Origin of the sequence: Gluconobacter sp., from assembly GCF_047722525.1 — a bacterium.
Classification (GTDB): domain Bacteria; phylum Pseudomonadota; class Alphaproteobacteria; order Acetobacterales; family Acetobacteraceae; genus Gluconobacter.
The window spans coordinates 17,443-29,920 of the sequence record NZ_JBDNYY010000003.1; the positions used below are offsets into that span (position 1 = coordinate 17,443).

General features: G+C 62.9%; 11 protein-coding genes. 7 read left to right on the forward strand and 4 right to left on the reverse strand.

Annotated elements, in window-relative coordinates:
* Positions 1-168 precede the first annotated feature (168 nt).
* The 4 genes from uvrB to gshB all read left to right on the forward strand — a co-directional run bounded on the left by uvrB (position 169) and on the right by gshB (position 5,421).
* The gene (uvrB, locus tag ABF859_RS03610; RefSeq protein WP_415526665.1) at positions 169-2,379 is read left to right on the forward strand and encodes an excinuclease ABC subunit UvrB; all 2,211 of its coding nucleotides are present in this window, start codon (positions 169-171) and stop codon (positions 2,377-2,379) included.
* A 102-nt stretch (positions 2,380-2,481) separates the two neighbouring features.
* Positions 2,482-3,399 carry an aldose 1-epimerase gene (locus tag ABF859_RS03615; RefSeq protein WP_415526224.1) on the forward strand — a complete coding sequence of 306 codons (918 nt, stop codon included), beginning with the start codon at positions 2,482-2,484 and terminating at the stop codon, positions 3,397-3,399.
* On the forward strand, positions 3,392-3,898 hold the full coding sequence (gene greB, locus ABF859_RS03620; protein ID WP_415526226.1) for a transcription elongation factor GreB: 507 nt from the start codon (positions 3,392-3,394) through the stop codon (positions 3,896-3,898). Before ABF859_RS03615 ends, greB begins: the two co-directional genes overlap by 8 nt.
* 545 nt (positions 3,899-4,443) lie before the next feature.
* Positions 4,444-5,421 (forward strand): glutathione synthase, encoded by a 978-nt coding sequence (gene gshB, locus ABF859_RS03625; protein ID WP_415526228.1) that lies wholly within the window; start codon positions 4,444-4,446, stop codon positions 5,419-5,421.
* A gap of 33 nt (positions 5,422-5,454) precedes the next feature.
* Here gshB and ABF859_RS03630 read toward each other — a convergent pair whose 3' ends face one another.
* Positions 5,455-5,640 (reverse strand): hypothetical protein, encoded by a 186-nt coding sequence (locus ABF859_RS03630; RefSeq protein WP_415526230.1) that lies wholly within the window; start codon positions 5,638-5,640, stop codon positions 5,455-5,457.
* Positions 5,641-5,802: 162 nt separating this feature from the next.
* Between ABF859_RS03630 and ABF859_RS03635 the strand changes: the two genes are divergently transcribed.
* From ABF859_RS03635 to ABF859_RS03645, 3 genes are all read left to right on the forward strand, one after another.
* A complete protein-coding gene (locus ABF859_RS03635) occupies positions 5,803-6,483 on the forward strand; it encodes a class I SAM-dependent methyltransferase (protein ID WP_062507553.1) in 681 nt (226 codons plus the stop codon).
* A gap of 86 nt (positions 6,484-6,569) precedes the next feature.
* Positions 6,570-7,748, forward strand: coding sequence for a cbb3-type cytochrome c oxidase subunit I (locus ABF859_RS03640; RefSeq protein ID WP_415526232.1), 1,179 nt, complete (start codon positions 6,570-6,572; stop codon positions 7,746-7,748).
* Positions 7,745-8,695, forward strand: coding sequence for a heme o synthase (locus ABF859_RS03645; protein ID WP_415526234.1), 951 nt, complete (start codon positions 7,745-7,747; stop codon positions 8,693-8,695). The genes ABF859_RS03640 and ABF859_RS03645 overlap by 4 nt, the downstream gene beginning before the upstream one ends.
* Before the next feature lie 198 nt (positions 8,696-8,893).
* Here ABF859_RS03645 and ABF859_RS03650 read toward each other — a convergent pair whose 3' ends face one another.
* The 3 genes from ABF859_RS03650 to ABF859_RS03660 are packed head-to-tail and all read right to left on the reverse strand — an operon-like array spanning position 8,894 to position 12,437.
* Positions 8,894-9,841, reverse strand: coding sequence for a Tim44 domain-containing protein (locus ABF859_RS03650; RefSeq protein WP_415526236.1), 948 nt, complete (start codon positions 9,839-9,841; stop codon positions 8,894-8,896).
* Complete coding sequence (locus tag ABF859_RS03655) at positions 9,841-11,175, reverse strand: TldD/PmbA family protein (RefSeq protein ID WP_415526238.1); 1,335 nt, start codon at positions 11,173-11,175, stop codon at positions 9,841-9,843. Before ABF859_RS03655 ends, ABF859_RS03650 begins: the two co-directional genes overlap by 1 nt.
* Positions 11,172-12,437 carry a M16 family metallopeptidase gene (locus ABF859_RS03660; RefSeq protein ID WP_415526240.1) on the reverse strand — a complete coding sequence of 422 codons (1,266 nt, stop codon included), beginning with the start codon at positions 12,435-12,437 and terminating at the stop codon, positions 11,172-11,174. The genes ABF859_RS03655 and ABF859_RS03660 overlap by 4 nt, the downstream gene beginning before the upstream one ends.
* Positions 12,438-12,478 lie beyond the last annotated feature (41 nt).

Here is a 12,478-nt window from a genome sequence, read left to right on the forward strand (position 1 = left end):
ACCGTTCTTCCTTCAAAGATACGCCGGTCTTGATAGCCCCGGGATGCGAGTCTCTCCATCCCTTTCAGCAATAAAATGTCATAAAGATACGCAGGCGGAATGCTGTCTTTGCGGGAGAGGGTGGGGAAGGCTCTTGCTGTCTGTGGCGGGCTTTCCCATCTTGGCATGATGGCCAGAAAAGCATCCTCATCCGTTCGTAACGCAACCGCAATGCCGTTGACCCAGTTCCTGCCGGAGCGGCAGCCTGCGAAGGCCAAGACACGCAAGTTCGTTGTCAAATCGGATTACGATCCGGCGGGGGATCAGCCGACGGCAATTTCCGAACTGGTTCAGGGCGTCGAGGGCGGGGAGCGGGATCAGGTCCTGCTGGGTGTCACGGGGTCTGGCAAGACGTTCAGTATGGCGAAAGTCATTGAGGCGACGCAGAAGCCGACGCTCATTCTCGCGCCCAACAAGACACTGGCCGCGCAGCTTTACGGCGAGATGAAGCAGTTCTTCCCGGACAATGCGGTCGAGTATTTCGTGTCGTACTACGATTACTACCAGCCGGAGGCGTATGTGCCGCGGTCGGATACGTATATCGAGAAGGACAGCCAGATCAACGAGCAGATCGACCGGATGCGTCATGCTGCCACGCAGGCCCTGCTGGAGCGCAATGACGTCATCATCGTGGCGTCCGTGTCGTGCATTTACGGTATCGGATCGGTTGAGACGTATTCGAAGATGGTGGTGCGGCTTGAGGTTGGTGGGTCCATTGACCGGGAGCGGCTGATCAAGGCGCTGGTGGAATTACAGTACCGGCGCAATGACGCAGCGTTCGAGCGTGGGACGTTCCGGGTCCGAGGCGAGCAGATTGATATTTTCCCGGTGCAGAACGAGGACCGGGCCTGGCGGGTGTCGCTGTTTGGTGACGAAATTGACCAGATCGTGGAGTTCGATCCGCTGACGGGGAACAAGACGGCGGATCTGGCGGAAATCAGCGTCTATGCGAATTCGCATTATGTGACGCCGCGGCCGACGCTCAATCAGGCGATGATCGGGATCAAGAACGAGCTGCGCGGGCGGCTGACGCAGTTTACCGAAGAAGGCAAACTGCTGGAGGCGGAGCGTCTGTCGCAGCGGACCACGTTTGATCTGGAGATGATCGAGACGACCGGCGCGTGCAAGGGGATCGAGAACTACTCGCGCTATCTGTCCGGGCGTGGGCCGGGGGATCCGCCGCCGACGCTGTTCGAATATCTGCCGGAAGATGCGCTGCTGATCGTGGATGAAAGTCATGTCACGGTGCCGCAGATCGGCGGGATGGAGCGTGGGGACAGGGCGCGGAAAAGCGTGCTGTCGGATTACGGGTTCCGTCTGCCGTCCTGCATCGATAACCGTCCGCTGGCGTTCGGGGAATGGAATGCGTTCCGGCCGCAGTCGATCTTTGTGTCGGCGACGCCGGGCCCCTGGGAAATGGAACAGACGGGGGGTGTGTTTGCCGAGCAGATCATCCGTCCGACGGGGCTGATTGATCCGGTGACGGATGTGCGGCCGGTCGAGGGGCAGGTCGATGATCTGCTGCATGAATGTCATCAGGCGATTGGCAAGGGCGGGCGTGTGCTCGTCACGACGCTGACCAAGCGGATGGCCGAGGATCTGACGGATTATCTGGGGGAAGCGGGCGTCAAGGTCCGGTATCTCCATTCGGATGTGGACACGCTGGAGCGGATCGAGATCATCCGGGATCTGCGGCTTGGGGCGTTTGACGTGCTGGTAGGGATCAACCTGCTGCGTGAGGGGCTGGATATTCCGGAATGTTCGCTTGTGGCGATTCTGGATGCGGACAAGGAAGGGTTCCTGCGGTCGCGGACGTCGCTGATCCAGACGATCGGGCGTGCGGCGCGTAACGTCGATGGGCGTGTGCTGCTTTATGCGGACAAGATGACGGACAGTCTGAAATACGCGATCGAGGAGACGGCGCGGCGTCGGACGAAGCAGATGGAGTGGAACGAGGCGCATGGCATTACGCCGATGACGGTCCGTTCCCGGATTGGCGATGCGCTGTCCTCGGTGTTCGAGCAGGATTATGTGACGGTGGCGCCGGATGGGGCCGGGGATACGGAACAGTTCGTTGGCAAGTCCCTGCCGGCCACGATCCAGGATCTGGAGAAGCGGATGCGCGAGGCGGCCGCCAATCTGGACTTCGAGCAGGCCGCGCGGCTGCGTGACGAGGTCAAGCGGCTGGAGGCGATCGATATGGGGCTGGAGCCGCCGCCGATTGCAAATTCGACCGCAGGGCGGCCGGGGGCACGGAAGGCTCCGAAGACGCCTGTGCCGCTCGGGCCGGGCGGGGGTGGGTATGATCCGGCGAAGAAGAAGCGTGGCCGGGGACGCTGATCCGGGGCATAAGCCCGTTTTTTCTGCTGCGCCCGTGTCGGGGCGCGCATGTTTTTTTCAGGACCGGTTTTTTCATGACTTTTTCTTCGGGTGGTTGCGCCTGTGACTGAGGCTTCGCGCGATGTGTCCGGGATGATCGAGCTTGTGGCGGGGGAGCAGCGGGCGGTTGTTCTGCCGAAGCTCGGTGCCGCGCTTGGACGCTGGCAGTTTCGGGGGAAGGACGTGTTCCTTCCCGTTGCCAATCCGGCGCTGGTGGCGCAGCGGGGGGAGGCCGTGGCGGCATATCCGCTGGTTCCATATTCCAATCGGATTGCTCAGGGGCGTTTTGCGTTTGAGGGCAGGGAATACCGGCTGGCTCCGAACATGGCGGGCGACAGCAGCGCCATTCACGGCAATGGCTGGGAGCGGGAATGGACAGTGACGCACCGGACAGACAGGGATGTCGTGCTGGTGCTGGAGCATGTGCCTCAGGCTGATGATCCGCAGTGGCCGTTCGCCTATCGCGCCGAACTGTCTTACGGGTTGCGGCCGGACGGGCTGGAGGTGCGGCTTGTGGTGGAGAACCGTGATGCGGGCAGGCAGCCGGTGGGACTGGGGTTTCATCCGTTTCTTGCCGCGAAGGGTGCCGCGACGCTGGCTTTCGAGGCGCAGGATGTCTGGCTGACGACGCCGGATGCCCTGCCGTCCCGGCGGGTGCCCTGTGAGGGGGAATGGGCGTTCGGGCGGCCTGTGGATGTTCATGCGCGGGCGATCGATAACTGTTTCTCGGGGTTTGGCGGCCGCGCCGTGCTGGCGAACCGGGAGACGGGGCTGTCAGTGGAAGTCGAGGCGGATCGGCTGTTCGGGCATGTCGTGGTGTTCACGGCGCCGGACAGTCCGTTCGTGGCGGTCGAGCCGGTGACGAACATGACGGATGCGATCAATCATCCGGAAATCGCCGACCGGGGGCTGCATGTGCTGGAGCCGGAGGCGCAGGTCGGGGGTTCCATGCGGTTTCGGGTGGAGAAGGTCGATGGCTGAAAAGACACCACTGTCGCATTATCTTTCGCCGAAGGGGGCCGCGGTCATGCGGGCCGAGCTTCGGGAACTGGCGCAGAAGGAGCGGCCGCGGATCGTGGAGATCGTGTCCTGGGCGGCGGGGAATGGCGATCGTTCGGAGAATGCGGATTACCAGTATGGCAAGCGCCGGTTGCGGGAGATCGACCGGCGGATGCGGTTTCTGGGCAAGCGGCTGGAGAATGCGGTGATCGTGGATCCTGCGGCCCAGACGACGCGGGATCGTGTGTTTTTCGGGGCGACCGTGACGTATGTGGACGAGGATGACGTCGAGCATACCGTAACGATCCTTGGTGTGGACGAGGCCGATCTGGCGCGGGGGGAGGTCAGTCTGGTGTCGCCTGTGGCGCGGGCGCTAATGCGGACGCGGGTCGGGGACGTTGCGATGTTGCAGACGCCCCGCGGGCCGGTGGAGATCGAGATCCTGAAGATTGTTTATCCCGTGGCGGTGGCGGCGGACTGAGCATTTACGGCAGCAGTGTGCCGTCGCGCAGGCGTTCGGCTGTTTTCCACAGGGGCGGGCGGTTGGAGTGCCAGTTCAGGTGTCGATGGGCGTCTTCGTAGGAAAAGCACGCGCAGGTCGTGTGTTCGGCGGAGGGACAGGTTCTGCCCGTCGGCGTCGGTTGCGAAACAGTGTTCGGGGTGGTGTCGAGCAGCGGGGACCATTCGGATCGGGCGGCGAAATGGCTGACCGGGGTGGTGTCTCTGCCGAGAGGCTGCTTTCTGCCAGCATTTCGCGTCTTGAGGCCTGAAGTGCTGTTTCGCCGTCGTCACCTCCGCCTGCGATGGGTTGTCAGTGGCCGGAATCGCTGCGCCGGAAGAGGGCGTATTCGGTGCTGCTACCGGTTTTGCGGAAGGGCAGGACGAGGACCTGGAACGGGGCGCGTCGTGGGGGGCAAGTCGTGGGGGGCAATAAGAGGACTTCCGGAGACGGGCGGCTTTGAAAAACCGCATCATGCGGTTAGAGAAGACGGGACCACTCCTCTTTCTCCCTGCCGGAGTTTTCCGATGTCCCGTTCCCTTCGCGTTGCTGTCCAGATGGATCCTCTGGAGTACGTCAATATTGACGGTGACTCCACGTTTGCGATGATGCTTGAGGCGCAGGCGCGCGGCTACGAGCTGTGGGTCTATCCGGTGACGACGCTGAGCCTTGTCGAAGGACAGGGGCATGGTGGGCGCGTGCAGGTGCGGGCGCGGCCGGTCGAGGTGCGGCGTGAGCGCGGCAATCATGCGACGTTCGGTGAGGAGCAGGTGCTGGATCTGGGGCAGACGGATGTGATCCTGATGCGTCAGGATCCGCCGTTCGACATGGGCTACATCACGGCGACGCATATGCTGGAGCATGTGCATGGCGTGGGCGAGGGGCGGTCGCTGGTGGTGAATGATCCGGTGGCCGTGCGCAATGCGCCGGAAAAGCTGCTGGTGACGCATTTTCCGCATCTGATGCCGCCGACGCTCGTGACGTGGGATACGCGCGAGATCCTGGCATTCCGTGAGAAGTATCAGGACATCATCGTCAAACCGCTTTACGGCAATGGCGGGTCGGGGATTTTCCGTATCAAGCCGGATGATGAAAATCTTGGCGCGCTTCTGGAGATGCATTTCGCGCGGTCTCGCGAGCCGCTGATGATCCAGCGTTACGAGCCGGCCGTGCGTCAGGGCGACAAGCGCATCATTCTGGTGGATGGGGAGGCGATCGGGGCGATCAATCGCGTTCCGGCCGCGGGTGAAGCGCGGTCAAACATGCATGTGGGCGGACGGGCCATGAGCGTGGATCTGACGGTGCGGGATAAGGAAATCTGTGAGTCGATCGGGCCTTATCTGCGCGATCATGGACTGATTTTCACGGGGATCGACGTGATCGGGGACTGGCTGACGGAAATCAATGTCACGTCGCCAACCGGATTGCAGGAGCTGGACCGTTTTGACGGGATCAACAGTGCCGGGCTGATCTGGGATGCGATCGAGAGGCGTGTTCGGGTCTGAAGCCGTGCGGGGGAGGGCAGTCCTGTGGGACTGTCACTCCTTTGGGGGAGGCGTATAGCTGAAAGGAAGCTGGGCTTCGGGCTCGTTTTCTGCCGGGGGAGCTGCGTGATCTTTTCCGAAACGGTTGCCGATCCAGGCCATAACCTGTTGACGGAAATACAGAAGATAAATTGCGACCCAGATTACGAAGGTGATCGCTACAAGCAAATAGATCAGCACGGTTGTCCTCCTGACCTGGTCTCAGACGTGGCTTCGAAACGTCATGCGCACTCCGTGTCTTGCCAGATGCATATCCGGGAGGGCAAGAAGGTGCCAATTGAACATGTTCCGGACAGCTCTGCCCCTTGAAGGGCGAGCGGACAAAGAAGGTCGCATATCATCATGTCCTCAACCCTTTCCCCGCGTTCGGCACTGGACGCGGAAGCCGTCAAGACGGCTTATCGTCGTTGGGCCCGCGTTTATGATACTGTTTTTGGCGGTATTTCGGGGTACGGACGCAAGAGAGCAGTGGCCGCGGTCAATGCTCTGCCGGGAGAGAGGGTCCTGGAAGTCGGTGTCGGAACGGGCCTTGCCCTGCCGTCCTACAACCACGACAAGCGCATTACGGGAATCGATCTGTCCGAGGACATGCTTGAGCGTGCACGGATGCGGGTGCTTCAGGAGCACCTGACGAATGTGGATGATCTGCTCGAAATGGATGCGGAAGCCACGACGTTCGAGGATGACAGCTTCGATATCGCGGTTGCGATGTTCGTGGCCTCCGTCGTGCCGCATCCGGACCGGCTGCTGGCCGAGCTCAAGCGGGTCGTGAAGCCGGGCGGGCATATCCTGTTCGTCAACCACTTCCTGGCGACGGGTGGGCTGCGTCTTTCGGTCGAGCGGGGCATGGCGCGCGCTTCGCGTTCGCTGGGCTGGCATCCGGATTTTGCCATTGAGTCCCTTCTGCCGCCGGAAGACCTGCGCCGCGCCACGCTGACGCCGGTTCCGCCTGCGGGGCTGTTTACACTCGTGACATTGCCGCAATGCGAGAGTAAAAGCGACGCAGCAGCCCTGGTCGCCTGATCGGCGTTTGGTTCCGCACTTGTGTCGGCGCCGAGTATTCCGACGCTCGCTGCGGTATTCCTAGTTCAGGGACCGACTACGCGATCATGACTTATCAGGCCGTCGATACTGCTCCGGATACTCCCTCGGCCCGTTCCAGCCGCCGAGTCGGAACGTCTTTCATTCTGCTGGCACTGTTTGCCGGTCTGTTGGGCGGGTCGCTGGCTCTGCCAATTCTTCAGACACATCCCACGAGCGGTCAGGCTTTCTGCCACGGTATTCTCATGACGTTCTTCGTCATGTGCCCGGCAGCATTGGGCGGGTTCGGCCAGTGGCTTCTGCCGTCTGCGCTGGGAACGGATCGCACGGTGCTGCGTGGTTTGACGATGGCCGGGTTCGGATTTCTGTCGGCCGGTGTGGTGCTGCTTCCGGTGTTGCCGTTTGTCGCGCTGCTGTTGTGGTCGGTCGGGATTCTGGCTGTTGCGATCGATGTGATTACGACTTGCCTTGAGGGCCGCGTCTGCCGTTTCCGCGACATGTCGCCGCTGGCCTGGTCGCTTCTGGCGACTGCGTGCAGCGTGGTGCTGGTAGCGCCTGTTCTGGCGGCGGTCGTGACGCGCGGCATGCTGGATGGCATTACGACGGATGCGCTGATCGAGACGCTGCATCTTCCGGAAATGGCGCTGATGCTGACGCCCGCCTTGGGGCTGGTGGCGTCCGCGCTGCTGTCGCGTTCCGCTGGGGCGGGAGCCTCCTGGACGGTCGCGCCTTATGTGTTTGGCGTGATGGGCATTGGTGGCCCGCTTCTTTGGATGGATGGGCTGTACGGGGCGCTTCCGTCGGGCATGACGCCGGGCCTTGTTCTTGTGACGCAGATCGTGCCGTCCGTTGTGCTGATCGGGGCGCTGTGCCGGGATGTCTGGCAGCAGAAGCGAGATCTGGACGGGGCCGCGCTCTGGGCAATCGGCAGCATTCTGCTGTTTACGGCGGGATGGCTGTCTGACTGGCTGCCGGGACATTCGGGCGATCATACGGCTGTGGCGTTTGGTGGCATCATGGCGCTTTGCGGCGGGTTCTATGCCTGGGTCGAGATGCTTCTCCCCGGTCGGATCCCCGCGATGATGAGCCGGGGGCATGCCTGCCTGATGCTGGCAGGAGCGTTCTGCTCCGTGGTGCCGGGGGTCATGATCTATGGTGAAATTCTGATGGGGATCAGCCTGCTGGCCTTTGGTCTGCTGGGGCTGTTCCTGTTGAGGGAGACCGGGCGTGCCCGGGTCTCGGCATGAGCGATACGGCGACACCTTTAGCCCCTTCGGGGGTTTTTTCCGTTCCGGGCAAGGATGGTGATCCGTCCCTGCGTGAGTGGCTGGCGCTTCTCAAACCGCGCGTGATTTCGCTGGTGGTGTTTACGGGCGCTGCGGGTATGGCAGTGGCGCCGCGCTGGCCGTCCATTCCCATCGGGCTGATTACGATCCTGTGCATCTGCATCGGGGCCGGGGCCGCGGGTGCGATCAACATGTGGTATGATCGCGACATTGACGCGATCATGAAGCGGACGGTCGTGCGGCCCATCCCCGATGGGCGGATGCCGGAGCAGGCGGCGCTGGTTTATGGCGTGGTGCTGTCGGTTCTGTCCGTGGTTGTGCTGTGGCTGGCGACGAATGCGCTGGCGGCGGGGATCCTCGCGTTCTCGATCTTCTTTTACAGCGTCATCTATACGATGTGGCTCAAGCGGAGCACGCCGCAGAACATCGTGATCGGTGGGGCTGCGGGGGCATTCCCGCCGATGATCGGCTGGGCTGCGACCATGAACTCCATGGCTGTGCTGCCGGTGGCGATGTTTGCGATCGTGTTTCTGTGGACTCCGCCGCATTTCTGGTCGCTGTCGCTTTATGCGTGCAAGGATTACGGCAAGGCGGGCATTCCGATGCTACCGGTTGTGAAGGGTGCGCGGCATACGCGCTGGCAGATCCTGATCTACACCTTCATTCTCACGGCGGTTTCGCTGGTGCCGAGCTTCGTGCATGAAGTTGGGCTGACCTATACGGTTGTGACCAGTCTGCTGGATCTGGGGTTCATTCTCTGCGCGTTCCGGGTGCTGATGGACAGGCAGGATGCGGAAGGAGTGAGCCTGACGAAGGACAAGCCGGCGCGGTTCGCGTTCCGGTATTCACTGGCCTATCTGTTCCTGCTGTTCTGTGGGCTGCTGGTTGACCGGGTTCTGATCGGATGAACATGACCACTGATATTGATCTTGCCCGCAAGCGGCGTCTGAGCCGGATTACGGGGATTGTTGGCGGTGTGGTGCTGCTGGCCGTCATCTTTTATGTGATTACGCTGACGCGGCTGTAACGCCCGGGATTTCGTTTGTATTGCCCGCAATAAAAAAGGCCCGGGGGTTTCCCGGGCCTTTTTCTGTTTCTGGGGTTCGTTAGCCGGCCTGCTGGATGGCGGAGAGGATCCAGTTGCCGCGACCATCGGCGCGGACGAAGGTCCAGAGTTCGGTCACGGTGACGGGCTCTGTGGAGCTACCGTCGATGACGTTGCCCATGGCGTCCGTGGTGACATCCGTCATGGAGTAGCGCATGGCGACAGTGGCGTAGGTGAGGTTGCCTTCTCGCCAGGCTTCGGAGAGATCGCCGCGCTGGAACTGGACGTTGGAGACGATGTTGCGGGCGCCACGGCTGGCGAGATCGGAAAGCTGGGCGTTGAAATAGCCCGTCATTTCCGGTGTCGCCATGCTGGCGAGGGCGCGCATGTTCTGTGCGCTCCAGGCAGCCTGAATGTCGAGCAGGAGCCTCTGGAAGCTCGTGTAGTCGTCATTGGTGAGCGTCACGGGCGCGCTGCCGCCTACGTTCACGAAGGGGGGTGCGCCTGTGGAAGAGGGCATACCCATCGGGCTGCGCTGGCCACGGTTACCGAACATGCGCAGGACGAAGGCGATCAGGCCGCCGATGATGAGAACCTGTAGCAGGAAGCCGAAGAACGACGTGCCGCCGGTCATGCCGCCCATGAAGCCGTGACCGCTCAGCAGACCGAACAGGCCAGCGCCCAGAAAGCCGCCTGCGAAGCCGCTCATGAACGGATGGCGGACCGGGTAGGACGGTCTGTAGGCCGGGGCGCCGAAGCCGGGCATCGGGCGCGGGCTGGCATAGCCCGGCGAGCCGTAACCGGGCGGCGTGCGCGGTGTGGCGGACTGGTCCATCGGGCGCGCCCAGCCGGGTGTGATGGAGGTGCGTGGCGGGGCGCTCCAGGTGTGGGAGCCGCGGCTTCCGATGGAGCTGCCGCCGCCCGGGCGCGCATCCGCTGTTCCCAGCGCGCCGAGGCTGACAGCGCAGAGGAGGGCGAGGGCGGTCGAAGAAAGTCGGAAATTACGCATCAAAGTCCTGCAATGCTCATGCCATCAATCCGGATACTCGGCGCGTTAACGCTTTGCCGGAACGTTAGATCACTGCCCGGAACCATGCGGGCAAACATGTCCTTGAGATTGCCGGCCACCGTGAGTTCGGCGACGGGTTCGGCGATCTCGCCGTTGCGGATCATGAAGCCTGAAGCGCCACGGCTGTAATCGCCGGTCAGCATGTTGACCGACGAACCCATGAGTTCGGTGATCAGGATCCCTTCACTGATATCGGAACGCAGGGCCTCGGCGGAAAGGGGGCCGGGGGCGAGGTGAAGATTTGTCACACTCGGTGAGGGCGGGGAGGCGATGCCACGGCTGGCGCGGCCGTTCGTGGGCATGTTGAGCTGGCGACCGCTGCGGGAGTCGAGCAGCCAGGTCTGGAGGATGCCGTCGGCGATCAGGTCCAGCGGCAGGGCGGCACAGCCTTCGCCATCGAAGGGGCGGGACGCCTGGCCACGAAGGCGGCGCGGATCGTCATGGACAGTGAGACCGGCGGAGAGGATCTGTTTGCCGAGGCTGTCCTTGAGGAAGGAGGTGCCGCGGGCGATGGCGGCCCCATTGATGGCGCCGACCAGATGGCCGAGCAGCGTGCCGGAGACGCGCGGGTCGTAGATTACGCTGTAGGTGCCGGTGCGGGGACGGCCGGGATTGACGCGGGCGAGGGCACGCTCGGCGGCTTCGCGGCCGATGATGGTCGGGCTTTCGAGGTCTTCGAGGTGCACGGCGCTGCGATAGGCGTAGTCGCGCTGCATGCTCGCGCCTTCGCCGGCGAGGACGCTCGCGCTGGTGGAATGTCCGGTGCGGCTGTAGGCGCCGAAGAAGCCTGCGGAGGTGCCGAGCATCACGGAGGTCCGGCCATGTCCGGCGGAGGCGCCGTTGGTGTTGGTGATGCCTTCAAAGGACAGGGCGGTGTCCTCGGCTTCGCGGGCGCGGGCGAGGAGATCGTCCATGCTCGGGGTGGAACTGCATTCGAGGTCCAGTCCGGAGGCGTCGAAACGGCCCTGAAGGGCGGCTTCGGCGAGACCGGCATACTGGTCTTCGGGGACGACGAGGGCCATGGCGCAGGCCTGTTCGGCCAGACGGTCGAATTCGGCATCATTCAGGACGCTCGTCGAAACCGTTGCCGCCCGCTTGCCGCGGAAGACGCGCAGGCCGAGGGCGACGCTTTCGGAGCGCTCGATCCCTTCGGGGACGCCTTTGCGGATCATGGCGGATTCGGATTCGTCGCGGACGAGAATGGCGTCCGCATGGTCTGCGCCGTGGCGGCGGGCGGCGGCGAGGAGGGCTTCGACGGGCGTTGTGGAGGTCATGCGGCGAGCCTTGCTGTGATGTCCTCGAGCGAGGGCATGTTGCCGACGGGGCCGATCGCGGTGAAGGTCGGCGTGCCGGAGAAAATGGTGCGGGCGACGCGGAGGATGTCGTCTTCCGTCACGGCGTCGATCTTGCCGACCGTTTCGGCGGTGGGAATCGGGCGGTTATGGACCTGGATCTGGCGGGCGAGCTGCTCGCAGCGGCTGCCGGTGCTTTCCAGCGACATCAGGAGCGAGGATTTGAGCTGGGCGCGGGCGCGGGACAGTTCTTCGGCGCTCAGGCCGTCCTGAAGGCGCTTGAGTTCGTCGATCATGACGGGGACGAGTTCGGCGGTCTGTTCTTCGCCCGTGCCGGCGTAGAGGCCGAAGAGGCCGCTGTCGCTGAAGGGGGAGGCGAAGGAATAGACGCTGTAGACCAGACCGCGGCGCTCACGGATTTCCTGAAACAGGCGTGAGGACATGCCACCGCCGAGGAGCGTCGAGAGGATCATGACCGCGTAGTGGTCGGGGTGCATGTAGCTGACGGAAGGGAAGCCCATGACGAGGTGGGCCTGATCCAGTTCGCGGGTCGTGCGCAGTTCGCCGCCCTCATATGCGGCCGCGCGGGGGCGGGGCGTCTGATGGGTGGGGAGGTCGCGGAAGTGGTCCTTCACCAGATCGACGACCTGTTGGTGATGCAGGTTTCCGGCGGCGGCGATGGTGATGTTGTGGGTGGTGTAGTGCTCGCGCATGTAAGACATGAGCGTGTCGCGCGTCATGTTCGAGACGAGGTCTTCGGTGCCGAGTGTGGGGCGGCCCATGGGCTGTTCGGGGAAAGCGCGTTCCTGGAACTGGTCGAAGATGATGTCGTCCGGGGTATCATTGGCCTGACCGATTTCCTGAAGGATTACGCCGCGTTCGCGCTCGATTTCGGCGTCCAGAAACGTGCTGTGGGTCAGGATGTCGCCGATGATGTCCACGCCAAGGGCGAGGTCGTTCTTCAGCAGCTTGACGTAATAGGCGGTGGTTTCGCGGGCGGTATAGGCGTTGATGTAGCCACCGACATTCTCGATTTCCTCGGCGATGCGGGAGGCCGAGCGGCGTTCCGTGCCTTTGAAAGCCATATGTTCGAGGAAGTGGGAGACGCCGTTGTTGGCGGCAGTCTCGTCGCGCGTGCCGATGGAGACATAGGCTCCAAAAGACACGGTTTCAACGCGGTCCATCCGTTCGGTGATGATGGTCAGGCCGTTATCGAGTCTGGTGACTTCAATCGTATCGGGCATGAGGTTCCGTATTGTCGAAGGAAGGCAGGCTCCCCGGCTGG

Excerpts from the sequence above, each read along its gene's own strand:
- uvrB (WP_415526665.1), top strand. The coding sequence starts at position 169 with ATGGCCAGAAAAGCATCCTCATCCGTTCGTAACGCAACCGCAATGCCG.
- greB (WP_415526226.1), top strand. The coding sequence starts at position 3,392 with ATGGCTGAAAAGACACCACTGTCGCATTATCTTTCGCCGAAGGGGGCC.
- gshB (WP_415526228.1), top strand. The coding sequence starts at position 4,444 with ATGTCCCGTTCCCTTCGCGTTGCTGTCCAGATGGATCCTCTGGAGTAC.
- ABF859_RS03635 (WP_062507553.1), top strand. The coding sequence starts at position 5,803 with ATGTCCTCAACCCTTTCCCCGCGTTCGGCACTGGACGCGGAAGCCGTC.
- ABF859_RS03640 (WP_415526232.1), top strand. The coding sequence starts at position 6,570 with ATGACTTATCAGGCCGTCGATACTGCTCCGGATACTCCCTCGGCCCGT.
- ABF859_RS03645 (WP_415526234.1), top strand. The coding sequence starts at position 7,745 with ATGAGCGATACGGCGACACCTTTAGCCCCTTCGGGGGTTTTTTCCGTT.
- ABF859_RS03650 (WP_415526236.1), bottom strand. The coding sequence starts at position 9,841 with ATGCGTAATTTCCGACTTTCTTCGACCGCCCTCGCCCTCCTCTGCGCT.
- ABF859_RS03655 (WP_415526238.1), bottom strand. The coding sequence starts at position 11,175 with ATGACCTCCACAACGCCCGTCGAAGCCCTCCTCGCCGCCGCCCGCCGC.
- ABF859_RS03660 (WP_415526240.1), bottom strand. The coding sequence starts at position 12,437 with ATGCCCGATACGATTGAAGTCACCAGACTCGATAACGGCCTGACCATC.